Source organism: Azotobacter tropicalis, assembly GCF_059739045.1.
The window spans coordinates 2,563,714-2,585,578 of the sequence record NZ_AP046059.1; the positions used below are offsets into that span (position 1 = coordinate 2,563,714).

Genomic DNA, 21,865 nt, shown 5'->3' on the forward strand with positions numbered 1-21,865 from the left:
GCCCCTCTGGCCGGCCGCGGCGGCCCGGCCGGATGCCCTCGCCCCGCGTTCCTGGTAAGGAGATCGCCATGCGCCGACCCGCCCTGTTCCTGCTCGCCCTCTGCCTGTCGCTGTCGGTCACCGCCGCCGAGCGCCTGCAGAAGTTCGCCGACGTCGATGTCCACTACAGCGCCTTCAACTCCGGCTTCCTGCAGCCGGAGATCGCCAGTGCCGCCGGCATCGTCCGCGGCCGCACCCAGGGCGTGCTCAACGTTTCCGTACTCAAGGACGGCAAGGCCCAGCCCGCGACGGTCAAGGCCCAGGTACGCAACCTCCTCGGACAGAGCCGCTCGCTGAGCTTTCGCGAGGTGCGCGAGGGCGAGGCCATCTACTACCTGTCGCAGTTCCCCTTCGACAAGGAAACCCTGCACTTCAAGGTCGACGTCCAGAGCGGCGGCGGCCCCCTCAACAGCTTCGAGTTCGACCAGGAATTTTTCCCCGACGAATGATGACTCTCTCCCAACTGGTACTGGCCAGCCACAACGCCGGCAAGCTCAAGGAACTTCAAGCCCTCTTGGGCGACGCGGTCCAGGTGCGCTCGGTCGGCGAATTCAGCGACGTCGAGCCGGAGGAAACCGGCCTGTCCTTCGTCGAGAACGCCATCCTCAAGGCCCGCCATGCCGCCCGGGTCTCCGGCCTGCCGGCGCTGGCCGACGACTCGGGCCTGGCGGTCGACGCCCTGGGCGGCGCACCGGGCATCTACTCGGCGCGTTATGCCGGCGGAGGCGGCGATGCGGCGAACAACGCCAAGCTGCTGGAAGCGCTCCACGACGTGCCGGACGCCGAGCGCGGCGCCCAGTTCGTCTGCGCCCTGGCCCTGGTGCGGCATGCCGAGGATCCGCTGCCGATCCTCTGCGAGGGCCTCTGGCACGGGCGTATCCTGCATGCGCCGCGCGGCGAAAATGGTTTCGGCTACGATCCGCTGTTCTGGGTACCGGAACGCGCTTGCGCCAGCGCCGAGTTGGCACAGGCGGAGAAGAACCAGCTGAGCCATCGTGCCCGCGCCATGGCGCAGCTCAGGCAGCGGCTGGGGCTGGCATGAGCCACCAGCCCTCCCCCCCGCGCCTCTCCCCGAGGGCGAGGGGAGGCAAAGCGGATTCCAATTGCCGCCCTTGGCGCTGTACGTCCACATTCCGTGGTGCGTGCGCAAATGCCCGTACTGCGACTTCAACTCCCACGCCGCCGGCCCCGAACTGCCGGAAGACGCCTACGTCGATGCCCTGCTCGCCGACCTCGAAGCCGACCTGCCGGCCGCCCACGGCCGCGAGCTGGTGTCGATCTTCCTCGGCGGCGGCACGCCCAGCCTGTTCTCCGCCCGTGTCCTCGATCGCCTGCTGCACGGCGTCAATCAACGTCTGACGTTCGCCCGCGACATCGAGATCACCCTCGAGGCCAATCCCGGTACCTTCGAGCAGGCCAAGTTCGCCGACTACCGCTGCCTCGGCATCAATCGCCTGTCGATCGGCGTGCAGAGCTTCCAGACCATGCAGCTCCAGGCCCTGGGCCGCATCCACGACGGCGGCGAGGCGATCCGCGCCGTCGAGATGGCGCGACGCGCCGGCTTCGACAACTGCAACCTCGACCTGATGCACGGCCTGCCGGGCCAGGACGTGGCCGGCGCGCTGGCCGACCTGCGCCAGGCCATCGCCCTGGAGCCGACGCACCTGTCCTGGTACCAGCTGACCCTGGAGCCGAACACCCTGTTCTGGAGCCAGCCGCCGGAGATCCCCGAAGACGACCTGCTCTGGGACATCCAGGAAGCCGGCCAGGCGCTGCTGGCCACCGAGGGCTTTGTCCAGTACGAGACTTCGGCCTATGCCCGGAGTGGCCGGCGCGCACGGCACAACCTCAACTACTGGACCTTCGGCGATTTTCTCGGCATCGGCGCCGGTGCCCACGCCAAGCTCAGCGATCCGCACGGGCGCATCCGCCGCACCTGGAAGACCCGCCTGCCCAGGGATTACCTGGCTCCGGACAAGCGCTTCCAGGCCGGCGAGCGCCTGCTGGAGCCCGACGAGCTGCCGTTCGAGTTCATGATGAACGCCCTGCGTCTGACCGAGGGCGTGCCGGTGGAGCTGTTCGCGCAGCGCACCGGGCTGCCGCTGGCGACCATCGCCGCGCCCTGCGCCGCCGCCCGCGCCGCCGGCCTGCTGGAGACCGATCCGCAGCGCCTGCGGCCGACCGCCCGCGGACAGCTGTTTCTCAACGACCTGCTGCAGCATTTCCTGCCGTGAACCTGCCGAGGCTGGCAGGACGGACAGACGGCAAGAGGTAGACTGATCGGCGTCGTCCATTGCCAAGGAGAGTCCATGGACCTGCTGCTCGACTACCTCGTCCCCATTTCGCGCTGGTGCCGCGGCCATCTCGACGAGATCGCCCTGACCCTGGTCGCCACCCTGCTGGTGTTGTTCGGTCCACGGCTCAACGCCTGGCTGCAGTACCGTGTCGGCAGCCTGAACTTCGTGCTGCGCACCCTGCTGTTCGTGGCGCTGCGCCCTGGGCTACGGCATGCTGATCGTCCACGCCACGCTCTGGCTGGCCAGGGGGCTGGCGCAACTGGACAACCGTCTGCTGGCGCCGGCGCTGATCCTGGCCTTCGCCGGCATCGGGGGAGTCGCCGCCAGGCGCTGAACACTACGCCGTGGCGGCAGGATGGAAAGCACGCACAGCACTTTTCCACCAGAACCACATCGGGGGAGGTGGAAAAGGCCGGTGACCGTTTTCCACCCTACGCTATGTGGCTCAATCGACGCGCTGGAACTTCAGATCCCACACCCCGTGCCCGAGGCGCTCGCCGCGGCGCTCGAACTTGGTCACCGGGCGCTCCTCGGGCGCGGCACATAGGTGCCGTCCTCGGCCAGGTTGCGGTAGCCCGGCGCGGCGCTCATCACTTCCAGCATGTGTTCGGCGTAGGGCTGCCAGTCCGTGGCCATGTGCAGCACTCCCCCGACCTTCAGCTTCTGGCGCACCAGTTCGGCGAACGCCGGCTGGACGATGCGCCGCTTGTGGTGGCGGCTCTTGTGCCAGGGATCGGGGAAGAACAGCAGCACACGGTCCAGGCTGGCGTCGGCCACGCACTGGCGCAGCACGTCCAGCGCATCGCAGCTGTAGACGCGCAGGTTGGTCAGGTTCTGCGCCAGGGCGCCGTTGAGCAGGGCGCCGACGCCCGGCCTGTGCACCTCGACGCCGATGAAATCCTGCTCGGGCGCGCTGGCGGCCATCTCCAGGGTCGAGTGGCCCATGCCGAAGCCGATCTCGAAGGTGCGTGGTGCACGGCGCCCGAACACCTGATCGAAATCGCGCAGGCCGTCCTCCAAGACCAGGCCGAACTGCGGCCAGCCCTGTTCGAGGCCACGCTGCTGGCCGTCGGTCATGCGCCCGGCGCGCATCACGAAGCTCTTGATGGTGCGCAGGCGCGGCGCCTCGTCGGCGGTTTGCGGCAGGTATTGGGTTTCGTCGGTCATAACGCTTCCTGAAAAGACAAGCGAGCCCTGCCCTCGCGGGCAGGACTCGCTTCGCTGAACCGGGGCGACGCCGGGCGCCGCCCGGCAAATTAACGGATCAAGCCTTCCAGCGGCGACGAGGCGCTGGCGTAGAGCTTCTTCGGCATGCGCCCGGCAAGGTAGGCCAGGCGCCCGGCCTCGATGGCATGCTTCATAGCCCGGGCCATCAGCACCGGGTCTTGGGCGTGGGCGATGGCGCTGTTCATCAGCACCGCCTCGCAGCCCAGCTCCATGGCAATGGTCGCGTCCGAGGCGGTGCCCACGCCGGCATCCACCAGCACCGGCACCGTCGCCTCCTCAAGGATGATGCGCAGGTTGTAGGGGTTGCAGATGCCGAGGCCGGTGCCGATCAGGCCGGCCAGCGGCATCACCGCGATGCAGCCCATCTCCGCCAGTTGGCGGGCGATGATCGGGTCGTCGCTGGTGTAGACCATCACGTCGAAACCGTCCTTGACCAGCACTTCGGCGGCCTTGAGGGTCTCGATCACGTTGGGGAACAGGGTCTTCTGGTCGGCCAGCACCTCCAGCTTGACCAGCTTGTGGCCGTCGAGCAGCTCGCGGGCCAGTCGGCAGGTACGCACCGCCTCCTCGGCGGTGTAGCAGCCGGCGGTGTTCGGCAGGATGGTGTAGCGCGCCGGGCTGATCACGTCGAGCAGGTTCGGCTCGCCAGGGTTCTGGCCGATGTTGGTGCGGCGCACCGCGACGGTGACGATCTCGGCGCCGGAGGCCTCGATGGCCAGCCGGGTCTCCTCGAGATCCTTGTACTTGCCGGTGCCGACCAGCAGGCGCGAATTGTAGGTGCAGCCGGCCAGGGTAAAGGGCTTGTCGTTGCGAGCGGGACTCATCGGGATTTCCTCCTGAGCAGGCGGTTGAAAGGGTGGTGCCGGAGCGCCCTGCCGCGGTCGGGTCGGGCGCGAAGGTGCTTCAACGACCTGCTAACCACCACCAATGGCGTGCACCACCTCCACCCGATCGCCCTCGCGCAAGGCGGTGGCGGCGTGCAGGCTGCGGGGCACGATGTCGAGATTGAGTTCGACCGCGACGCGCCGGCCGGCCAGATCCAGACGGGCCAACAGGTCGGCGATGGTCTGGCCATCGGCAAGTTCGTAGGGGTCGCCGTTCAAGTGAATGCGCATGACGGGTTCGCTGCGTCCGGAAGGTTCGGCATTCTAGCCCCGATCCGCGGCGATCACCAAGGCAGCGGCAGGGGGCCACCCGTCGCTCAGGCCGACGCCCCCAGGCGCCAGCCCGCCAACCCCAGGCACAGCCAGCCGAGCAGGAAAGCCAGACCGCCGAACGGCGTGACCAGACCGAGCTTGAAGCCGCCCAGGGTGAGCAGGTAGAGACTGCCGGAGAACAGCAGGATGCCCAGGCCGAACAGGATGCCGGCCGCGGCCAGCAGGCGCCCCGAACGGTGCAGGGCGAGCAGGCCGACGCCGAACAGCGCCAGGGCATGGAATTGCTGGTAGTGCACGCCGGTCTGGAACACCTCCAGGTATTCCGGGCTCAGCAGACCGCGCAGGCCATGGGCACCGAAAGCGCCGAGGGCTACGCCGGCGAAGCCGAACAGGGCCGCCAGCACGAGAAAGACACGCGCCATGAATGAACTCCGGACAGACGAGACGGGGCCGCTATAATGGCCGCCCGACCGCCTTGGCCAAGTCGACCATGCCCCGTGCCCTGCTCCGCCGCCTGCTTCAGCTGCCGCTCTGGCTCGCCGCCGGCTCTCTCCTGCTGGTGCTGATCCTGCGCTGGGTGCCGCCGCCGGGCAGCGCACTGATGGTGGAACGCAAGGTCGAGTCCTGGCTGGATGGCCGGCCGCTCGACCTGCAGCGGCAATGGCGCCCCTGGTCCGCGCTGCCGGACGATCTGAAGGTGGCGGTGATCGCCGCCGAAGACCAGCATTTCGCCGAGCACTGGGGCTTCGACCTTGCGGCGATCCGCGCCGCCCTGAAGCACAACGAGCTGGGCGGCACGCTGCGCGGCGCCAGCACCCTCAGCCAGCAGGTGGCGAAGAACCTGTTCCTCTGGTCCGGACGCAGCTGGCTGCGCAAGGGTATCGAGGCCTGGTTCACCGCACTGATCGAGCTCTGCTGGTCCAAGCAGCGGATTCTCGAAGTCTACCTGAACAGCGCCGAATGGGGCGACGGGATATTCGGCGCCGAGGCCGCCGCCCGCCATCACTTTGGCATCGGCGCGCCCTACCTGTCGGTCCGCCAGACCAGCCTGCTCGCCGCCGTCCTGCCCAATCCGCGGGAGTGGAGCGCCTCCGCGCCGAGCGCCTACGTCAGCGGAAGAGCCAACTGGATCGCCCGACAGATGCGCCAGCTGGGCGGCAACGCCTACCTCGAGCGCCTCTGAGCTACACGTCGCCCGTTACGCGCCCGGCCGCCGCTACAGCCAGCCGTACTCGGCCATCGACAGCGGCTCGCCGTCGCCGACGATGAAATGGTCGAGCACCCGCACATCGACCAGCGCCAGCGCCTCCTTCAGCCGCTGGGTCAGGCTGCGGTCCGCTTGGCTCGGCTCGGCGACGCCGGACGGGTGGTTGTGGGTGAGGATCAGCGCGGCGGCGTTGTGCGCCAGGGCGCGCTTGACCACCTGACGCGGATAGACGCTGGCGCCGTCGACGGTACCGTGGAACAGCGCCTCGAAGGCCAGCACCCGGTGCTTGGCATCGAGGAACAGGCAGCCGAAGATCTCGTGGGGCTCATGGCGCAGACGCGCCTTCAGGTAGTCGCGCACCGCCTGCGGACTCTCCAGCGCCGGGTCGCGGCGCAGGCGCTCGGCCAGATGGCGGCGCGACATTTCCAGCACCGCCTGCAGCTGGGCGAACTTGGCCGGGCCGAGGCCGAGGCGCCGGCTGAACGAGGTGCGGTCGGCCTCGAGCAGGGCGCGCAGGCCGCCGAAGTCGTTCAGCAGATGGCGCGCCAGATCCACCGCACTCTGTCCGGCGACCCCGGTGCGCAGGAAGATCGCCAACAACTCGGCGTCGCTCAGCGCCGCGGCGCCCTGTTCCAGCAGTTTCTCCCGCGGCCGCTCCGTCGCCGGCCAGTCCCGAATGCTCATGCCACCTCTCTGTCGACCCCCGCTGATCCCGGTGCGGGGCTGTGCTATCTTAGCCGGCATTTTGTGCCCGGCCGTGACGGGGAGCACGCCCGGACAGCCCAGCTGCCCGGGAAGCGCCGGCGCACCCGATCATGACAACAAGGCAAGGCAGGTCCATGCAGCGGCTGTATCGGAAACGCATCGTCCTGGGCGTCGGCGGCGGCATCGCCGCCTACAAGAGCGCGGAGCTGGTCCGCCGCCTGCGCGACCAGGGCGCGGAAGTCCATGTGGTGATGACCCGGGGCGGACGCGAATTCATCACCCCCTGACCCTCCAGGCCCTCTCCGGCCACCCGGTCCACTTGGATCTGCTCGACCCGGCCGCCGAAGCGGCGATGGGCCATATCGAGCTGGCCAAATGGGCCGATCTGGTGCTGATCGCCCCGGCCACCGCCGATCTCCTGGCGCGCCTCGCCCAGGGCATGGCCGACGACCTGCTGACGGCCTTGGTGCTGGCCACCGACGCGCCGGTGACCCTGGCCCCGGCGATGAACCAGGCGATGTGGCGCGATCCGGCGACCCAGGCCAACGCGCAGACCCTCGTCGCGCGCGGCATGCGCCTGTTCGGCCCGGCCGAAGGCAGCCAGGCCTGCGGCGACGTCGGCCCGGGACGCATGCTGGAGCCCACGGAACTGGCCCAGCGGGTCGCCGACTGTTTCGCCAGCGGTCGGCTGACCGGCCGCCATGTGCTGATCACCGCCGGCCCGACCCAGGAGAGCATCGATCCAGTGCGCTACATCACCAACCACAGCTCCGGCAAGATGGGCTTCGCCCTGGCCGAGGCCGCCGCCGAGGCCGGCGCCCGCGTCACCCTGGTCAGCGGTCCGGTACACCTGCCGACGCCGGAGCGGGTCGAGCGCATCGACGTGGTCAGCGCCCTCGACATGCTCGCCGCCTGCGAGGCGGCGATGCCCTGCGACATCCTGATCGCCGCCGCCGCGGTGGCCGACTACCGTCCGCAGGTCGCCGCCCCGCAGAAGCTGAAGAAGGATCCGGACCGCGACGACGGCCTGCTCCTGCAGCTGGTGCGCAACCCGGACATCCTCGCCACCCTGGCCCAGCGCGCCGACCGCCCGTTCAGCGTCGGCTTCGCCGCCGAAACCGAAAACCTGCTGGAATACGCCCTGCGCAAGCTGAAGGCGAAGAATCTCGACCTGATCGTCGCCAACGATGTGGCCAACCCCAGCATCGGCTTCAACAGCGAGGAGAACGCGGTCAGTGTCATCGACCGTGCCCAACAGGAAACCCGTTTTGCCCAGACCAGCAAGGGCAAGATCGCCCGCCAGCTGATCGCCTTCATCGCCGACCGCCTCGACCAGGCCTGATTTCCATGCACAGTCTGCAAGCCAAGATTCTCGATCCCCGCCTGGGCAGCGACTACCCGCTGCCCGCGTACGCCACCGCCGGTTCCGCCGGCCTCGACCTGCGCGCCATGCTCCAGGAAGAGCTGACCCTGGAGCCGGGACAGACCGCACTGATCCCCACCGGGCTGGCCATCCACATCGCCGATCCGGGACTGGCCGCGCTGGTCCTGCCGCGCTCCGGGCTCGGCCACAAGCACGGCATCGTCCTCGGCAACCTGGTCGGGCTGATCGATTCCGACTACCAGGGCGAGCTCATGGTCTCCTGCTGGAACCGCGGCCAGACCAGCTTCCGCATCGCGGTCGGCGAACGCATCGCCCAGCTGGTACTGGTGCCGGTGGTGCAGGCGCACTTCGAGCTGGTCGAGGCGTTCGACGCGAGCCAGCGCGGCGCCGGCGGCTTCGGCCACTCTGGCAGCCACTGAAGCGGAACTCCGCGCCGCCCCACCCATCCAATCTGCGGACCGGCGCCGCATGGCAACGGACAGGCCTCTTGCCCGCCGAGTCGGTCGCCGACTGCTGTACTCAACGACATGCTCGACATGGACATCCTTGAAGTAGTAACCCGGACTGCCGTCCGGAAACATCGGAGCCCCACCCCCGCATGAACAGCTTCCAGAAAGCCCCCTCCCTGCCCGCCAGCATCTTCCGGGCTTACGATATCCGCGGCGTGGTCGGCGACAGCCTGACCCCGGAAGCCGCCTACTGGATCGGTCGCGCCATCGGCTCGGAAAGCCTGGCCAAGGGCGAACCGAACGTTTCGGTCGGGCGCGACGGCCGCCTGTCCGGCCCCGAGCTGGTCGAGCAGCTGATCCGTGGCGTGCGCGACAGCGGCTGCACCGTCAGCGACGTCGGCATGGTGCCGACCCCGGTCCTCTACTACGCGGCCAACATCCTCGCCGGCAAGTCCGGCGTACAGCTCACCGGCAGCCACAACCCGCCGGACTACAATGGCTTCAAGATCGTCGTCGCTGGCGACACCCTGGCCAACGAGCAGATCCAGGTGCTGCGCGAGCGCATCGAGAGCGGCGACCTGACTGCCGGCGAAGGCCGCGTCGAGTCGGTCGACGTGCTGGAGCGCTACTTCGAGCAGATCCGCGGCGACATCCGTCTGGCCCGCAAGCTGAAGGTGGTGGTCGACTGCGGCAACGGCGTCGCCGGGGTGATCGCCCCGCGCCTGATCGAGGCGCTCGGCTGCGAAGTGATTCCGCTGTTCTGCGAGGTCGACGGCAACTTCCCCAACCACCACCCGGACCCGGGCAAGCCGGAGAACCTGGAAGACCTGATCGCCAAGGTCGCCAGCGAGAAGGCCGACCTCGGCCTGGCCTTCGATGGCGACGGCGACCGCGTCGGCGTGGTGACCAACAGCGGCGCCATCATCTACCCCGACCAGCTCCTGATGCTCTTCGCCAAGGACGTGGCCTCGCGCAACCCCGGCGCCGAGATCATCTTCGACGTCAAGTGCACTCGCCGCCTGACCCCGCTGATCAAGGCCAGCGGCGGCCGTCCGCTGATGTGGAAGACCGGCCACTCGCTGATCAAGAAGAAGATGAAGGAAAGCGGCGCCCTGCTCGCCGGCGAGATGAGCGGACACGTGTTCTTCAAGGAGCGCTGGTTCGGCTTCGACGACGGCATCTACAGCGCCGCGCGCCTGCTGGAGATCCTCGCCAAGGATTCGCGCAACGCCGATCAGGTGTTCGCCGATTTCCCGGTCGACCTCTCCACCCCGGAGATCAACATCAAGGTCACCGAAGAAAGCAAGTTCACCATCATCGAAGCGCTGCAGCGCGACGCCCAGTGGGCGAAGGCGCCGAGGTGAGCACCCTCGACGGCGCGCGCGTCGACTATCCGCAAGGCTGGGGCCTAGTGCGCGCCTCCAACACCACGCCGGTGCTGGTGCTGCGCTTCGAGGCCGAGAGCGCCGAAGAGCTGCAACGCATCCAGGAAGTGTTCCGCGCGCAGCTTTATAATGTCGCCCCGGATCTGAAGCTGCCGTTCTAAACCCGGCCGGCATGCCGAGGCCGATGCCCGCCGCCAGCGGGCGTCGGCCTTTCGCCATTTGGACGGCGACCGATTCCCCGCCGACGCCGGCAAGGCGCCGGACGCATTCACCCCAGTCTCTGTTCAGCGGAGTTCAGCATGACCCTCAGCCGTGATGCCGCCACCCAAGTCGCCAAGGTTCTCTCCGAAGCACTGCCCTATATCCGCCGCTTCGTCGGCAAGACCCTGGTGATCAAGTACGGCGGCAACGCCATGGAGAGCGACGAGCTGAAGACTGGCTTCGCCCGCGACATCGTGCTGATGAAGGCGGTCGGCATCCACCCGGTGGTGGTGCATGGCGGCGGCCCGCAGATCGGCGACCTGCTCAAGCGCCTGAACATCGAGAGCCGCTTCGTCGACGGTATGCGCGTCACCGATGCGCAGACCATGGATGTGGTGGAAATGGTCCTCGGCGGCCAGGTCAACAAGGACATCGTCAACCTGATCAATCGCCACGGCGGCAGCGCCATCGGCCTGACCGGCAAGGACGCCAGGCTGATCCGCGCGAAGAAGCTCAAGGTCACCCGCCAGACCCCGGAAATGACCAAACCGGAAATCATCGACATCGGTCAGGTCGGCGAGGTCGAATCGGTGAACACCGGGCTGCTGAACATGCTGGTGCAGGGCGATTTCATCCCGGTGATCGCGCCGATCGGCGTCGGCGCCGACGGCGAGTCCTACAACATCAACGCCGACCTGGTCGCCGGCAAGGTCGCCGAGGCGCTCAAGGCCGAGAAGCTGATGCTGCTGACCAACATCGCCGGCCTGATGGACAAGGAAGGCCGGGTGCTCACCGGCCTGTCCACCGAGCAGGTCGACGCCCTGATCGCCGACGGCACCATCTACGGCGGCATGCTGCCGAAGATCCGCTGCGCTCTCGAGGCGGTCCAGGGCGGTGTGACCAGTGCGCACATCATCGACGGCCGGGTGCCCAATGCGGTGTTGCTGGAGATCTTCACCGACACCGGCGTCGGCACCCTGATCACCAACCGCCACTCCTGAGGCCGGCTGCCGGCAAACGCGGACACGAAAAAGGGGAGCCTCGAGCTCCCCTTCTTCCTCAGCGTCCGATCAAATGCCGTATTGCGCGCGGTAGGCTTCCACGGCCGGCAGATAGCGCTTGAGCTCGGCATCTTCCGCCAGGTACTCCAGTACGTCGGAGAGCGAGGCAATGCTGACCACCGGCATGGCGAAGTCGCGCTCGACTTCCTGGATCGCCGACAGCGTGCCCTGCCCGCGCTCCTGCCGGTTCAGCGCGATCAGCACGCCGGCGGCCTGGGCACCCTGGCCCTGGATGATCTGCATCACCTCGCGGATCGCCGTGCCGGCGGTGATCACGTCATCGACGATCAGCACCCGCCCGGCCAGGGCGCCCCGACCAGGGTGCCGCCCTCACCGTGATCCTTGGCCTCCTTGCGGTTGAAGCACCAGGGCAGGTCGCGACCGTGGTGCTCGGCCAGCGCCACCGCGGTCGCCGCGGCCAGCGGGATGCCCTTGTAAGCCGGGCCGAACAGCACGTCGAAGGAGATGCCGCTGTCAACCAGCGCCGAGGCGTAGAAACGCCCCAGCCGGGCCAGCGCCAGGCCGCTGTTGAACAGCCCGGCATTGAAGAAATAAGGGCTGGTCCGCCCCGACTTGAGGGTGAACTCGCCGAAGCGCAGCACACCGCGCTCGATGGCGAAACGAATGAATTCGCGCTGGTAGGCCTGCATGAAAAGTCCCGATAGGCACGGATTTAGCTATATGCTCCGAGGTCGGGTATCATACACGCTGGTTTTTTTGGGGGCCATGTATGCGGATCATCAGTGTAAACGTCAATGGTATTCAGGCTGCCGTCGAGCGTGGTCTGTTCAGCTGGCTGCAAGCCCAGAATGCCGACGTGATCTGCCTGCAGGATACCCGTGCTTCCGTCTTCGAACTGGACGATCCGACTTACCAGCTGGACGGCTACTTCCTCTACGCCAGCGAGGCGGAAGTCCCGAGCCAGGGCGGCGTGGCGCTCTATTCGCGACTGCAGCCCAAGGCGGTGATCAACGGCCTCGGCTTCGAGACGGCCGATCGCTACGGACGCTACCTGCAGGCCGACTTCGATAAGGTCAGCATCGCCAGCCTGCTGCTGCCCAGCGGCCAGGGCGGCGACGAGAACCTGAACCAGAAGTTCAAGTTCATGGACGACTTCGCCCACTACCTGGACAAGCAGCGCCGCAAGCGTCGCGAATATATCTACTGCGGCTCGCTGTACGTCGCGCACCAGAAGCAGGACGTGAAGAACTGGCGAGACTGCCAGCAGCTGCCCGGCTTCCTGGCGCCGGAGCGCGCCTGGATGGACCAGATCGTCGGCCACATGGGCTATGTGGACGCCCTGCGGGAAACCAGCCGCGAGGGCGACCTCTACAGCTGGTGGCCGGACAGCGAACAGGCGGAGATGCTCAACCTCGGCTGGCGCTTCGACTATCAGCTGCTGACCCCCGGCATGCGGCGCTTCGTACGCAATGCCCGCCTACCCAGGCAGCCGCGCTTCTCCCAGCATGCGCCGCTGATCGTCGACTACGACTGGCTGTTGAGCCTGTAAGCGCGGCGATCGCGGAAAAAAGCCGGCCATGCCGGCTTTTTTCTTGCCCGCTCACTTCACCAGACGCAGGCAGAACGGATAGCGCCAAGGCTCGCCGGCATTCGCCCGGACGCCGGCGATGGCCACCAGCACCAGCGTCGTCAGGTTGACCAGCAGCATCAGCGGGAAGCCGATGAAGATCCAGGCCAGCGCACCGCAGAGCATCATCAGCAGGCTGTAGGTGATCTGGAAGTTGAGCGCTTCCTTGCCCTGCCGGTCGACGAAGGGGTCGCGGTCCTTCTGCAGTTGCCAGACGATCAGCGGCCCCAGCACGTTGCCGATCAAGGGCGCCACGAACCAGAAGAAAGCCGCGTAGTGGCAGAGCATCGCCCAGCGGCGGGCCTGCGGATCGGGCAACGGACGAGCAGCGGCGAATCCATGGGGAGCACCGGAAGGTCAGTCGGCCAGCACGGCGCGCTGCAGCTCGAACAGCTCGCGGATGCCTTGGGAGGCCAGGGCCAGCATGGCGTTCAGTTCCTCGGGCCGGAAGGGCTCGCCTTCGGCGGTGCCCTGCACCTCGATGAAGCCGCCGGCGTCGGTCATCACCACGTTCAGATCGGTCTCGGCGTCGGAGTCCTCGGGATAATCCAGATCCAGCACCGGCTCGCCCTGGAAGATGCCCACCGAGACCGCCGCGATCATCTGCTTCAGCGGATCGCCCTTCAGCGCGCCGCGCTTCTTCAGCACCGCCAGGGCATCGACCAGCGCCACCATAGCACCGGTGATGGAGGCCGTGCGGGTGCCGCCGTCGGCCTGGATCACGTCGCAGTCGACGTACAGGGTGTTCTCGCCCAGCTTGCTCATGTCCAGCGCAGCGCGCAGCGAACGGCCGATCAGCCGCTGGATCTCCAGGGTGCGCCCACCCTGCCGGCCCCGACTGGCCTCGCGCGCGGTACGCTCGCCGGTGGCCCGCGGCAGCATGCCGTACTCGGCGGTCAGCCAGCCCTTGCCCTGGCCCTTGAGAAAGCGCGGCACGCCGGACTCGGCGCTGACCGTGCAGATCACCCGGGTGTCGCCGAACTCCACCAGCACCGAACCCTCGGCATGCCGGGTGTAGTTGCGGGTGATGCGGATCGGACGCAACTGGTGGGGCGCACGGCCACTGGGACGCTTCATCTGGGCTTACCTGTACGGTCGGTGGAAATTTGCCGGCCATTATAGGGCGCCGATTGCCAGTCGGACATGCCGATTGGGCCGCGCCGACGCACTGCGCTACAATCCGTTCCCTTTAAATACAACGAATCGAGAGGTGGACACCATGGCGCACAGCATGACTGCCTTCGCCCGCGCCGAGCGGGCCGGCGCCCACGGCACCCTGATCTGGGAGCTGCGCTCGGTCAATCACCGCTATCTCGAACCCCACCTGCGCCTGCCCGAAGCCTTCCTCGACCTCGAGGGCGCTCTGCGCGACGCCCTGCGCCAGGGGCTGTCTCGCGGCAAAGTGGAGTGCACCCTGCGCTTCGACGAGGGCAGCGCCGGGCAGCCGCTCAAGATCGACCGCGAACGCGCCAGCCAACTGGTGGCCGCCGCCGAGGGCGTCGCCGCGCTGATCCGCCAGCCGGCGCCGATCAACCCCCTCGAGGTGCTGGCCTGGCCCGGCGTGCTGGTCGCCACCGCGACCGACCACCAGGCTCTCAACGCCGAAGCCCTGAGCCTGTTCGACGAGGCCCTGGTTCAACTCAAGGCCGGCCGCGCCCGCGAAGGTGCGGAGCTGGCCCGGCTGCTCGAGGAGCGCCTCGATGCCATGCTCCAGGAGGTCGAGAGCCTGCGCCAGCTGGTCCCGCAGATGCTCGCCAACCAACGGCAGAAGATCCTCGACCGCTTCCGCGACGCCCAGCTGGAGCTGGAGCCGCAGCGCCTCGAGCAGGAACTGGTGCTGCTCGCCCAGAAGAGCGACGCGGCCGAAGAGCTGGACCGCCTCTGCACCCACATCGGCGAGGTTCGCCGCGTGCTCAAGGGGGGAGGCACCGTCGGCCGCCGGCTGGACTTCCTGATGCAGGAACTCAACCGCGAGGCCAACACTCTTGGTTCCAAGGCCTTCGATCCCCGCTCCACGCAAACTGCCGTCAACCTCAAGGTACTGATCGAGCAGATGCGCGAGCAGGTACAGAACATCGAGTGACGTCCCTTTCCACGAGAAACCGCGACCAGGAAACATCCATGTCCGCCACCGGCACCCTCTACATCATTTCCGCACCTTCCGGCGCCGGCAAGACCAGCCTGGTCAAGGCCCTGATCGACGCCCTGCCGCAGGTGCGGGTCTCGGTTTCCCATACCACCCGCGGCATGCGCCCGGGCGAAGTCGAAGGGGTGAACTACCACTTCGTCGATCGTCCGGCCTTCCTCGGTATGCTCGAACGGGGCGAGTTCCTCGAGCACGCCGAAGTCTTCGGCAACCTCTACGGCACCTCGCAGCTGTGGCTGGAGCAAACGCTGGCCGAAGGCTTCGACCTGATCCTGGAAATCGACTGGCAGGGCGCCCAGCAGGTCCGCAAGCTGCTGCCCCACGCGCAGTCCATCTTCATCCTGCCGCCGAGCCAGGAAGCCCTGCGCCAGCGGCTGACCAACCGCGGCCAGGACAGCGACGAGATCATCGAGCGGCGCATGCGCGAAGCGGTCAGCGAGATGAGCCACTACCTGGAATACGACTACCTGGTCATCAACGACGACTTCGCCCACGCCCTCGAGGACCTGAAATCGATCTTCCGCGCCCGCCAGCTGCTGCAGGAAGCCCAGCAGCGCCGCCACGGCGCCCTGCTCGTCGAACTGCTGGCCTGAAACCGCGCAGGCGTTGCGCAGCCTCGCCGGCAAGCCGGCTCAATGGCGGTGCCGGAAGGTCTTCAGTGCGGACACCAGCAGGATCGCCCCGAGCAGGACCATCAGCAGCCGCGTCGGCACCAGGCCGAGCAGCAGGCCGCCGAGGGCGGCGCCGAGGATCGAGCCGGCCGCCATCCAGCCGAACAGCGGGCGCTCCCGAGCGAGGACGACGAAGGCGCCGGAACGGCTGTAGCGCGAAAAGCCGACGATCATGGTCGGCAGGCTGACCATCAGCGACAAGCTGCCGGCCAGCTTGATGTCCACCCGTAGAGCAGCACGATGGTCGGAATCAGCAGCTCGCCGCCGGCCACCCCCAGCAGGGCCGCCACCACGCCGATACCGAGCCCGGCGAGCAGGCCGACCGACAGTTGCAGCGTCGGCGAGGCGAACAGCGGCGCGCCGCCATCATGCAGACCGACGGCGGCCTCCGTCAGCATCACCAGCGCCAATCCCACCAGCATGACCATGACGATGCGGTCGAGCCACTGGGGCGATAGGCGCAGCGCGCGCCCAGCCGCCCACCAGGCGCCGACCAGGCTGCCGGCCAGCAGATTCAGGGCGATCCCCAGATGCGCTGCCAACTGTTCCAGCGGGATGCCGCCGCTGCGGAACAGCAGGGCCGCGGCCACCACCACCAGGCTCATCGCCTTGTTGAAGATGAGCGCCTCCAGGGTCTCCAGGCGGAACAGCCCGACCAGCACCGGCAGGCGGAACTCCGCCCCGCCCAGGCCGATCAGCCCGCCCAGGGTGCCGATCAGCGAGCCGGCGAGGAAACCCTGGCCACTGCGCCAGGAAGGCTGCATGGAGTCAACGGTTTTCATGTCGCGCACTCACCCTTAGGTATATGAATAGATAACAACGCTCCTCGGGCAAGAAGCACACCATCATCCTCGACCCGTTGGCGAGGCCTATCCCGACACCTGCGAAGACGGCATATTTCCTATATAGACAGGAAGATTGCGCGTACGCCTCCGACAGGCCTTGCCTCCCATCCGCTTATCACCTTTGCGACAAAGCCGACAGTCGCCCGCCACCGGCCGGTCATTTGGCCCTTCCCTTCGCAGGGCGTTTTCCTAGACTAGCCAGTCCGCCTGCCCATTCGGGCACCGTCATGCTCATTCGTCACGAGGAACACCATGGCCCGCGTTACCGTTGAAGACTGCCTGGACAACGTCGATAACCGCTTCGAGCTGGTCATGCTCGCCAGCAAGCGCGCGCGCCAGCTGGCCACCGGCGGCAAGGAGCCGCGGGTACCCTGGGAGAACGACAAGCCCACCGTGGTCGCCCTGCGCGAGATCGCCGCGGGCCTGGTCGACTACAACGTCATCGCCCAGGACGAGATCGTCGCCGAGGAGCCGCTGTTCGCCGCCTTCGAGGAAGACGCCAACGAGGCCCTGTAACGCGATGTCCGACAGCGGTCGCAGCACGGGAGCACTGTCCGCTCGCCAGGGGGGACGCCCTTGGCCAGCATAGAAACCCTTGCCGATCGGCTCCTGACCTACCTCGCCCCGGACCAGGTCAACCTGGTCCGCCGGGCCTATTACTACGCCGAGCAGGCCCACGACGGCCAGCGCCGGCGCAGCGGCGAACCCTACGTCACCCATCCCCTCGCCGTTGCCAACATTCTCGCCGACATGCACATGGACCATCAGAGCCTGATGGCCGCCATGCTTCATGACGTGATCGAGGACACCGGCATTCCCAAGGAAGCGCTGGTCGAGCAATTCGGCGAAACCGTCGCCGAGCTGGTCGACGGGGTCAGCAAGCTGACCCAGATGAAGTTCGAGAACAAGGCCGAGGCACAGGCCGAGAACTTCCAGAAAATGGCCATGGCCATGGCCCGCGACATTCGCGTGATTCTCGTCAAGCTGGCCGACCGCCTGCACAACATGCGCACCCTCGACGCCATGCCCTACGAGAAGAGCCGGCGTATCGCCAAGGAAACCCTGGAAATCTACGCGCCCATCGCCAACCGCCTGGGCATGCACAACATGCGCGTGGAGTTCGAGGACCTGGGCTTCAAGGCCATGCACCCGATGCGCTCGGCGCGCATCCGCCAGGCGGTGCGCCGCGCCCGCGGCAACCGCAAGGAAATCGTCACCAAGATCGAGCAGTCGCTGATCGCCTGCCTCGAGCGCGAAGGCCTCGGCGGCGACGTCAAGGGCCGCGAGAAACACCTCTACAGCATCTACAAGAAGATGCGCGGCAAGCGCAAGGCGTTCAACGAGATCATGGACGTCTACGCCTTCCGCATCGTGGTCGACAAGGTCGATACCTGCTACCGCGTGCTCGGCGCCGTGCACAACCTCTACAAACCGCTGCCCGGCCGCTTCAAGGACTACATCGCGATCCCCAAGGCCAACGGCTACCAGTCGCTGCACACCACCCTGTTCGGCATGCACGGCGTGCCCATCGAGATCCAGATCCGCACCCGCGAGATGGAGGAGCTGGCCAACAACGGCATCGCCGCCCACTGGCTGTACAAGTCCGGCGACGAGGACCCGATCCGCGGCAACCACGCCCGCGCCCGGCAATGGGTCCAGGGCGTGCTCGAACTGCAGCAGAGCGCCGGCAACTCGCTGGAGTTCATCGAGAGCGTGAAGATCGACCTGTTCCCCGACGAGGTCTACGTGTTCACGCCCAAGGGCCGCATCATGGAACTGCAGAAGGGCTCCACCGCGGTCGACTTCGCCTACGCGGTGCATACCGACGTCGGCAACAGCTGCATCGCCTGCCGCATCAACCGCCGCCTGGCGCCGCTCTCCCAGCCCCTGGAAAGCGGCTCCACCGTGGAGATCGTCACCGCCCCGGGCGCGCGGCCGAACCCGGCCTGGCTGAACTTCGTGGTCACCGCCAAGGCGCGCACCCACATCCGCCACGCCCTCAAGCAGCAGCGCCGCTCGGAATCCATCAGCCTCGGCGAACGCCTGCTCAACAAGGTGCTCGCCGGCTTCGACGCCAGCCTCGAACAGATCTCCGGCGAGCACATCCGCGAAGTGCTCGCCGAATACCGCATGGAGGTCTTCGAGGATCTGCTGGAAGACATCGGCCTCGGCAACCGCATGGCCTACGTGGTGGCTCGCCGCCTGCTGGCCAGCGAGGACGAGGAACTGCCCAGCGCCGAAGGCCCGCTGGCGATCCGCGGCACCGAGGGCCTGGTGCTGAGCTACGCGCGCTGCTGCTCGCCGATCCCCGGCGACCCCATCGTCGGCCACTTGTCGGCGGGCAAGGGCATGGTCGTGCACCTGGAGAACTGCCGCAACATCGGCGAGATCCGCCACAACCCGGAAAAATGCATCCCGCTGACCTGGTCCAAGGACGTCAGCGGCGAATTCAACGTCGAGCTGCGCGTCGAGCTGGAACACCAGCGCGGCCTGATCGCCCTGCTCGCCGGCAGCGTCAACGCCGCGGACGGCAACATCGAAAAGATCGGCATGGACGAACGCGACGGCCGCACCAGCGTCGTCCAGCTGGTGGTCAGCGTGAAGGACCGTATCCACCTGGCCCGGGTGATCAAGAAGCTGCGCGCCCTCAAGGGCGTCATCCGCATCACCCGCGTACGCGCCTGACGGCGGGCACAGCCCGCCGACCCGTTCAGACTTTCCCCCAAGGAGCTCCCCATGAGCAAGACCGTGATCAACACCGACAAGGCCCCCGCCGCCATCGGCACCTATTCCCAGGCGATCAAGGCCGGCGACACCGTCTACCTGTCCGGGCAGATCCCCCTCGATCCGCAGACCATGGAACTGGTCGCAGGCGACTTCGAAGCCCAGACCGTGCGGGTGTTCGAGAACCTCAAGGCGGTCGTCGAGGCGTCCGGCGGCTCGTTCGCCGACATCGTCAAGCTGAACATCTTCCTCACCGACCTGGCGCACTTCGCCAAGGTCAACGAGGTCATGGGCCGCTACTTCGCCGAGCCCTACCCGGCCCGCGCCGCCATCGGCGTCGCCTCCCTGCCGCGCGGCGCGCAGGTGGAAATGGACGGCGTCCTGGTCCTCGGCTGAGGTCCGCGGGCGGAGCCGTCGCTCCGCCCTTCCCCTGTGGCGCATGCGCCCACCCCATAGCGTTATATTTACGAATATATAGCGCTTGCCCTACACTGCCTCCCGGCCCCGCCAGCCAGGCACCCGAGTCCTGGGCGGGAGAAGGATCTGTTCGCCCCTGCCCGGCCCGTTCCGGGCAAGTCACGCATTCGCGCGCCCCCTCCCGACGGGTGGCCGCGCATTCGACAATCCGCCCGCCGCCCGTGGCGCATCGCACGCCAGCGCGGCCCCGTGCGCGGGCACAGCCCGAGGAGGCAAGCCATGTCCAACGCGCCGCTGGATAGCGAGGAAACCGCAACCACCCTCGCGATCACCCCCATCCCCGCCGAATCCCTGCCACTGGTGCACGACGCCATCGAGCGCCTGCGCCCGGGCGTGCAACGCGACGGCGGCGACCTGGAGCTGGTCGCCGTGCAGGACAACATCGTCCGCCTGCGCCTCAAGGGCGCCTGCGTCGGCTGCGCCATGTCCGCCCAGACCCTCGGCGGCGTGCGCCGCGAGCTGGTCAGGGTGCTCGGCAACCCCTCGGTCCGCGTGCTGCCGGCCCCCTGAGCAACACCCCATGCGCCAGACAGAACGCCAGACAGGAGCGGTTCCCCCATGTCCAGCCTTCCCCACTACTGCGAATGCGACTTCGGCGAGTGCCGCACGGACCTGCTGCCGCTGCTCTACGAGATGAGCCAGATCGCCACGGAGAGCGGCGATCTGTCGAGCATCATCAACATCCTGCTGCGCCTGATGCAGCGCCACATGAAGGTGGTGCGCGGCATGGTCACCCTCTACGACCGGGACTCCGGCAGCATCGTCCTGCACGAGAGCTTCGGCCTCAGCCCCGAGGAGGCCGGCAAAGGCGTCTACCTGCTCGGCGAGGGCATCACCGGGCGGGTGGTGGAGAGCGGCCAGAGCATCGTGGTGCCCTGCATCCGCGACGAACCGGCGTTCCTCAACCGCACTGGCAGCCGCGACTGCGCAAGCGACGACGCCAACCTGTCGTTCATCTGCGTGCCGATCATGCGCGGCCGCCAGGTGATGGGCACGATCAGCGCCGAGCGCCTCTACGACAATGCCGAGCTGCTCAAGCTGGACGTCGAGGTGCTGTCGATCCTCGCCACCACCACCGCCCAGGCGGTCGAGCTGTATCTGGTGGAAAACGTCGAGAACGTCGCCCTGGAGGCGGAGAACCGCCGGCTGCGCAGCGCACTGGGCGAACGCTTCAAGCCCGCCAACATCATCGGCAACTCCAAGCCGATGCTCGAGATCTACCAGCTGATCCAGCGCGTGGTGCGCACCAAGACCACGGTGCTGATCCTCGGCGAGAGCGGCGTCGGCAAGGAGCTGGTGGCCGGCGCCATCCACTACAACAGCCCGGCGGCCAAGGGGCCGTTCGTCAAGTTCAACTGCGCCTCGCTGCCCGAATCGGTCATCGAGAGCGAGCTGTTCGGCCACGAGAAGGGCTCCTTCACCGGCGCCATCGGCCTGCGCAAGGGGCGCTTCGAGGAAGCCGCCGGCGGCACCATCTTCCTCGACGAGGTCGGCGAGATGTCGCTGACCACCCAGGCCAAGCTGCTGCGCGTACTGCAGGAGCGCAGCTTCGAGCGGGTCGGCGGCAACACCACCCTCCACGTCGACCTGCGGGTGATCGCCGCGACCAACCGCAACCTCGCCGAAATGGTCGCCGAGGGCAGCTTCCGCGAGGACCTCTACTACCGCCTCAACGTCTTCCCGATCACCATCCCGCCGCTGCGCGAGCGCGGCAGCGACATCATCACCCTGGCCGACCACTTCGTCTCGCGCTTCTCCAAGGAAATGGACATCGAGGTCAAGCGCATCTCCACCCCGGCGCTGAACATGCTGCAGAGCTACCACTGGCCGGGCAACGTGCGCGAGCTGGAGAACGTCATCGAGCGCGCCATGCTGCTCAGCGAGGACGGCGTGATCCACGGCTACCACCTGCCGCCGTCGCTGCAGGCGCCGGTGGTCGGCGACGGCGAGGCGCCGGCGGACGGCCTCGAGGCGCGCCTCGGCGCCATCGAGTACGAGCTCATCGTCGAGGCCCTCAAGCTGCACCACGGCAACATGACCGAGGCGGCGGCCCACCTCGGCCTGACCCGCCGCGTGCTCGGCCTGCGCATGGGCAAGTACCACCTCAACTACAAGGACTACCGCTGAGCGCGGCGGCGTACGCGAAGGTACCGCGGCGTACGGGAATCGTTCGCCGCGGTACGCCAAAGCCCGGCGGATCGCGCCGGAGCCCGCCAACGACGCGGCTTGGCGCGGTTGGCGCGGCCTTTGCTCCAGCCTCTGCAGGGGTTCGCGACGGAGCGCTCCGCCCGCCGGACTGCAC

General features: G+C 67.7%; 22 protein-coding genes and 5 pseudogenes. 17 read left to right on the plus strand and 10 right to left on the minus strand.

The window, feature by feature from the left end:
* The first annotated feature begins 68 nt into the window (after nt 1-68).
* From Atro_RS12145 to Atro_RS12160, 4 genes and pseudogenes are all read left to right on the plus strand, one after another.
* On the plus strand, nt 69-488 hold the full coding sequence (locus Atro_RS12145) for a DUF4426 domain-containing protein (RefSeq protein WP_497922597.1): 420 nt from the start codon (nt 69-71) through the stop codon (nt 486-488).
* On the plus strand, nt 485-1,081 hold the full coding sequence (gene rdgB / locus Atro_RS12150; protein WP_497922599.1) for an RdgB/HAM1 family non-canonical purine NTP pyrophosphatase: 597 nt from the start codon (nt 485-487) through the stop codon (nt 1,079-1,081). Before Atro_RS12145 ends, rdgB begins: the two co-directional genes overlap by 4 nt.
* 61 nt (nt 1,082-1,142) lie before the next feature.
* Nucleotides 1,143-2,273 (plus strand): radical SAM family heme chaperone HemW, encoded by a 1,131-nt coding sequence (hemW, locus tag Atro_RS12155; protein WP_497922600.1) that lies wholly within the window; start codon nt 1,143-1,145, stop codon nt 2,271-2,273.
* 75 nt (nt 2,274-2,348) lie between these two features.
* Nucleotides 2,349-2,670 (plus strand): annotated as a pseudogene (locus Atro_RS12160) (DUF3392 family protein).
* Between the two features lie 111 nt (nt 2,671-2,781).
* Here the strand turns inward: Atro_RS12160 and trmB are convergent.
* The 4 genes and pseudogenes from trmB to Atro_RS12180 form a co-directional block, all read right to left on the minus strand.
* A pseudogene (gene trmB, locus Atro_RS12165) lies at nt 2,782-3,452 on the minus strand (tRNA (guanosine(46)-N7)-methyltransferase TrmB).
* Nucleotides 3,453-3,592: 140 nt separating this feature from the next.
* Nucleotides 3,593-4,387 carry a thiazole synthase gene (locus Atro_RS12170; protein WP_497922602.1) on the minus strand — a complete coding sequence of 265 codons (795 nt, stop codon included), beginning with the start codon at nt 4,385-4,387 and terminating at the stop codon, nt 3,593-3,595.
* A gap of 90 nt (nt 4,388-4,477) precedes the next feature.
* Nucleotides 4,478-4,678, minus strand: coding sequence for a sulfur carrier protein ThiS (gene thiS, locus Atro_RS12175; protein WP_497922603.1), 201 nt, complete (start codon nt 4,676-4,678; stop codon nt 4,478-4,480).
* A gap of 86 nt (nt 4,679-4,764) precedes the next feature.
* Nucleotides 4,765-5,142 (minus strand): DUF423 domain-containing protein, encoded by a 378-nt coding sequence (locus tag Atro_RS12180; RefSeq protein WP_497922605.1) that lies wholly within the window; start codon nt 5,140-5,142, stop codon nt 4,765-4,767.
* A gap of 68 nt (nt 5,143-5,210) precedes the next feature.
* Here Atro_RS12180 and mtgA point away from each other — a divergent pair, with 68 nt between their 5' ends.
* Nucleotides 5,211-5,903, plus strand: a complete 693-nt coding sequence (gene mtgA, locus Atro_RS12185) for a monofunctional biosynthetic peptidoglycan transglycosylase (protein WP_497922610.1) — start codon at nt 5,211-5,213, stop codon at nt 5,901-5,903.
* A 33-nt stretch (nt 5,904-5,936) separates the two neighbouring features.
* On the opposite strand, the gene radC is transcribed toward mtgA, so the two are convergent.
* A complete protein-coding gene (gene radC, locus Atro_RS12190) occupies nt 5,937-6,611 on the minus strand; it encodes a RadC family protein (RefSeq protein ID WP_497922612.1) in 675 nt (224 codons plus the stop codon).
* A 155-nt stretch (nt 6,612-6,766) separates the two neighbouring features.
* Here radC and coaBC point away from each other — a divergent pair.
* The 4 genes and pseudogenes from coaBC (at nt 6,767) to argB (ending at nt 11,052) form a co-directional block, all read left to right on the plus strand.
* Nucleotides 6,767-7,974, plus strand: a pseudogene (gene coaBC, locus Atro_RS12195) (bifunctional phosphopantothenoylcysteine decarboxylase/phosphopantothenate--cysteine ligase CoaBC).
* Between the two features lie 5 nt (nt 7,975-7,979).
* The gene (dut, locus tag Atro_RS12200) at nt 7,980-8,435 is read left to right on the plus strand and encodes a dUTP diphosphatase (protein WP_497922614.1); all 456 of its coding nucleotides are present in this window, start codon (nt 7,980-7,982) and stop codon (nt 8,433-8,435) included.
* A gap of 9 nt (nt 8,436-8,444) precedes the next feature.
* A pseudogene (locus Atro_RS12205) lies at nt 8,445-10,011 on the plus strand (phosphomannomutase/phosphoglucomutase); the annotation flags it as partial.
* Nucleotides 10,012-10,149: 138 nt separating this feature from the next.
* Complete coding sequence (gene argB / locus Atro_RS12210) at nt 10,150-11,052, plus strand: acetylglutamate kinase (protein WP_497922616.1); 903 nt, start codon at nt 10,150-10,152, stop codon at nt 11,050-11,052.
* Nucleotides 11,053-11,121: 69 nt separating this feature from the next.
* Here argB and pyrE read toward each other — a convergent pair.
* A pseudogene (gene pyrE / locus Atro_RS12215) lies at nt 11,122-11,762 on the minus strand (orotate phosphoribosyltransferase).
* A gap of 80 nt (nt 11,763-11,842) precedes the next feature.
* On the opposite strand from pyrE, the gene crc reads away from it, so the two are divergent.
* On the plus strand, nt 11,843-12,622 hold the full coding sequence (gene crc, locus Atro_RS12220; RefSeq protein WP_497922618.1) for a catabolite repression control protein Crc: 780 nt from the start codon (nt 11,843-11,845) through the stop codon (nt 12,620-12,622).
* 51 nt (nt 12,623-12,673) lie between these two features.
* On the opposite strand, the gene Atro_RS12225 is transcribed toward crc, so the two are convergent.
* Together Atro_RS12225 and rph are read right to left on the minus strand one after the other, a co-directional pair.
* Nucleotides 12,674-13,018, minus strand: a complete 345-nt coding sequence (locus tag Atro_RS12225) for a DUF4870 domain-containing protein (protein WP_497922619.1) — start codon at nt 13,016-13,018, stop codon at nt 12,674-12,676.
* 39 nt (nt 13,019-13,057) lie between these two features.
* Nucleotides 13,058-13,777, minus strand: a complete 720-nt coding sequence (rph, locus tag Atro_RS12230) for a ribonuclease PH (protein WP_497922621.1) — start codon at nt 13,775-13,777, stop codon at nt 13,058-13,060.
* A 142-nt stretch (nt 13,778-13,919) separates the two neighbouring features.
* On the opposite strand from rph, the gene Atro_RS12235 reads away from it, so the two are divergent.
* Both Atro_RS12235 and gmk read left to right on the plus strand, forming a co-directional pair.
* The gene (locus Atro_RS12235; RefSeq protein ID WP_497922623.1) at nt 13,920-14,783 is read left to right on the plus strand and encodes a YicC/YloC family endoribonuclease; all 864 of its coding nucleotides are present in this window, start codon (nt 13,920-13,922) and stop codon (nt 14,781-14,783) included.
* A 38-nt stretch (nt 14,784-14,821) separates the two neighbouring features.
* A complete protein-coding gene (gene gmk, locus Atro_RS12240; RefSeq protein WP_497922625.1) occupies nt 14,822-15,439 on the plus strand; it encodes a guanylate kinase in 618 nt (205 codons plus the stop codon).
* Between the two features lie 39 nt (nt 15,440-15,478).
* Here the strand turns inward: gmk and Atro_RS12245 are convergent, their stop codons facing one another.
* Together Atro_RS12245 and Atro_RS12250 are read right to left on the minus strand one after the other, a co-directional pair.
* On the minus strand, nt 15,479-15,742 hold the full coding sequence (locus Atro_RS12245) for a TSUP family transporter (protein ID WP_497922627.1): 264 nt from the start codon (nt 15,740-15,742) through the stop codon (nt 15,479-15,481).
* Nucleotides 15,709-16,299: a TSUP family transporter gene (locus Atro_RS12250; RefSeq protein WP_497922629.1), complete on the minus strand. Its 591-nt coding sequence runs from the start codon at nt 16,297-16,299 to the stop codon at nt 15,709-15,711. The genes Atro_RS12245 and Atro_RS12250 overlap by 34 nt, the downstream gene beginning before the upstream one ends.
* A gap of 315 nt (nt 16,300-16,614) precedes the next feature.
* On the opposite strand from Atro_RS12250, the gene rpoZ reads away from it, so the two are divergent.
* The 5 genes from rpoZ (at nt 16,615) to vnfA1 (ending at nt 21,690) form a co-directional block, all read left to right on the plus strand.
* The gene (rpoZ, locus tag Atro_RS12255; RefSeq protein ID WP_497922630.1) at nt 16,615-16,878 is read left to right on the plus strand and encodes a DNA-directed RNA polymerase subunit omega; all 264 of its coding nucleotides are present in this window, start codon (nt 16,615-16,617) and stop codon (nt 16,876-16,878) included.
* 60 nt (nt 16,879-16,938) lie between these two features.
* On the plus strand, nt 16,939-19,047 hold the full coding sequence (gene spoT / locus Atro_RS12260) for a bifunctional GTP diphosphokinase/guanosine-3',5'-bis pyrophosphate 3'-pyrophosphohydrolase (protein ID WP_497922632.1): 2,109 nt from the start codon (nt 16,939-16,941) through the stop codon (nt 19,045-19,047).
* Nucleotides 19,048-19,098: 51 nt separating this feature from the next.
* Complete coding sequence (locus Atro_RS12265; RefSeq protein WP_497922634.1) at nt 19,099-19,482, plus strand: RidA family protein; 384 nt, start codon at nt 19,099-19,101, stop codon at nt 19,480-19,482.
* Between the two features lie 300 nt (nt 19,483-19,782).
* The gene (locus Atro_RS12270) at nt 19,783-20,073 is read left to right on the plus strand and encodes a NifU family protein (RefSeq protein WP_497922635.1); all 291 of its coding nucleotides are present in this window, start codon (nt 19,783-19,785) and stop codon (nt 20,071-20,073) included.
* A 48-nt stretch (nt 20,074-20,121) separates the two neighbouring features.
* Nucleotides 20,122-21,690: a vanadium-dependent nitrogenase transcriptional regulator VnfA1 gene (vnfA1, locus tag Atro_RS12275; protein ID WP_497922637.1), complete on the plus strand. Its 1,569-nt coding sequence runs from the start codon at nt 20,122-20,124 to the stop codon at nt 21,688-21,690.
* Nucleotides 21,691-21,865 lie beyond the last annotated feature (175 nt).

Bases quoted from the DNA above. Each gene is read 5' to 3' on its own strand.
- radC (WP_497922612.1), bottom strand. From the start codon at position 6,611: ATGAGCATTCGGGACTGGCCGGCGACGGAGCGGCCGCGGGAGAAACTG.
- crc (WP_497922618.1), top strand. From the start codon at position 11,843: ATGCGGATCATCAGTGTAAACGTCAATGGTATTCAGGCTGCCGTCGAG.
- Atro_RS12270 (WP_497922635.1), top strand. From the start codon at position 19,783: ATGTCCAACGCGCCGCTGGATAGCGAGGAAACCGCAACCACCCTCGCG.
- argB (WP_497922616.1), top strand. From the start codon at position 10,150: ATGACCCTCAGCCGTGATGCCGCCACCCAAGTCGCCAAGGTTCTCTCC.
- Atro_RS12170 (WP_497922602.1), bottom strand. From the start codon at position 4,387: ATGAGTCCCGCTCGCAACGACAAGCCCTTTACCCTGGCCGGCTGCACC.
- mtgA (WP_497922610.1), top strand. From the start codon at position 5,211: ATGCCCCGTGCCCTGCTCCGCCGCCTGCTTCAGCTGCCGCTCTGGCTC.
- Atro_RS12145 (WP_497922597.1), top strand. From the start codon at position 69: ATGCGCCGACCCGCCCTGTTCCTGCTCGCCCTCTGCCTGTCGCTGTCG.
- dut (WP_497922614.1), top strand. From the start codon at position 7,980: ATGCACAGTCTGCAAGCCAAGATTCTCGATCCCCGCCTGGGCAGCGAC.
- vnfA1 (WP_497922637.1), top strand. From the start codon at position 20,122: ATGTCCAGCCTTCCCCACTACTGCGAATGCGACTTCGGCGAGTGCCGC.
- Atro_RS12265 (WP_497922634.1), top strand. From the start codon at position 19,099: ATGAGCAAGACCGTGATCAACACCGACAAGGCCCCCGCCGCCATCGGC.
- thiS (WP_497922603.1), bottom strand. From the start codon at position 4,678: ATGCGCATTCACTTGAACGGCGACCCCTACGAACTTGCCGATGGCCAG.
- rdgB (WP_497922599.1), top strand. From the start codon at position 485: ATGATGACTCTCTCCCAACTGGTACTGGCCAGCCACAACGCCGGCAAG.
- rpoZ (WP_497922630.1), top strand. From the start codon at position 16,615: ATGGCCCGCGTTACCGTTGAAGACTGCCTGGACAACGTCGATAACCGC.
- rph (WP_497922621.1), bottom strand. From the start codon at position 13,777: ATGAAGCGTCCCAGTGGCCGTGCGCCCCACCAGTTGCGTCCGATCCGC.
- Atro_RS12180 (WP_497922605.1), bottom strand. From the start codon at position 5,142: ATGGCGCGTGTCTTTCTCGTGCTGGCGGCCCTGTTCGGCTTCGCCGGC.
- Atro_RS12250 (WP_497922629.1), bottom strand. From the start codon at position 16,299: ATGAAAACCGTTGACTCCATGCAGCCTTCCTGGCGCAGTGGCCAGGGT.
- gmk (WP_497922625.1), top strand. From the start codon at position 14,822: ATGTCCGCCACCGGCACCCTCTACATCATTTCCGCACCTTCCGGCGCC.
- Atro_RS12235 (WP_497922623.1), top strand. From the start codon at position 13,920: ATGGCGCACAGCATGACTGCCTTCGCCCGCGCCGAGCGGGCCGGCGCC.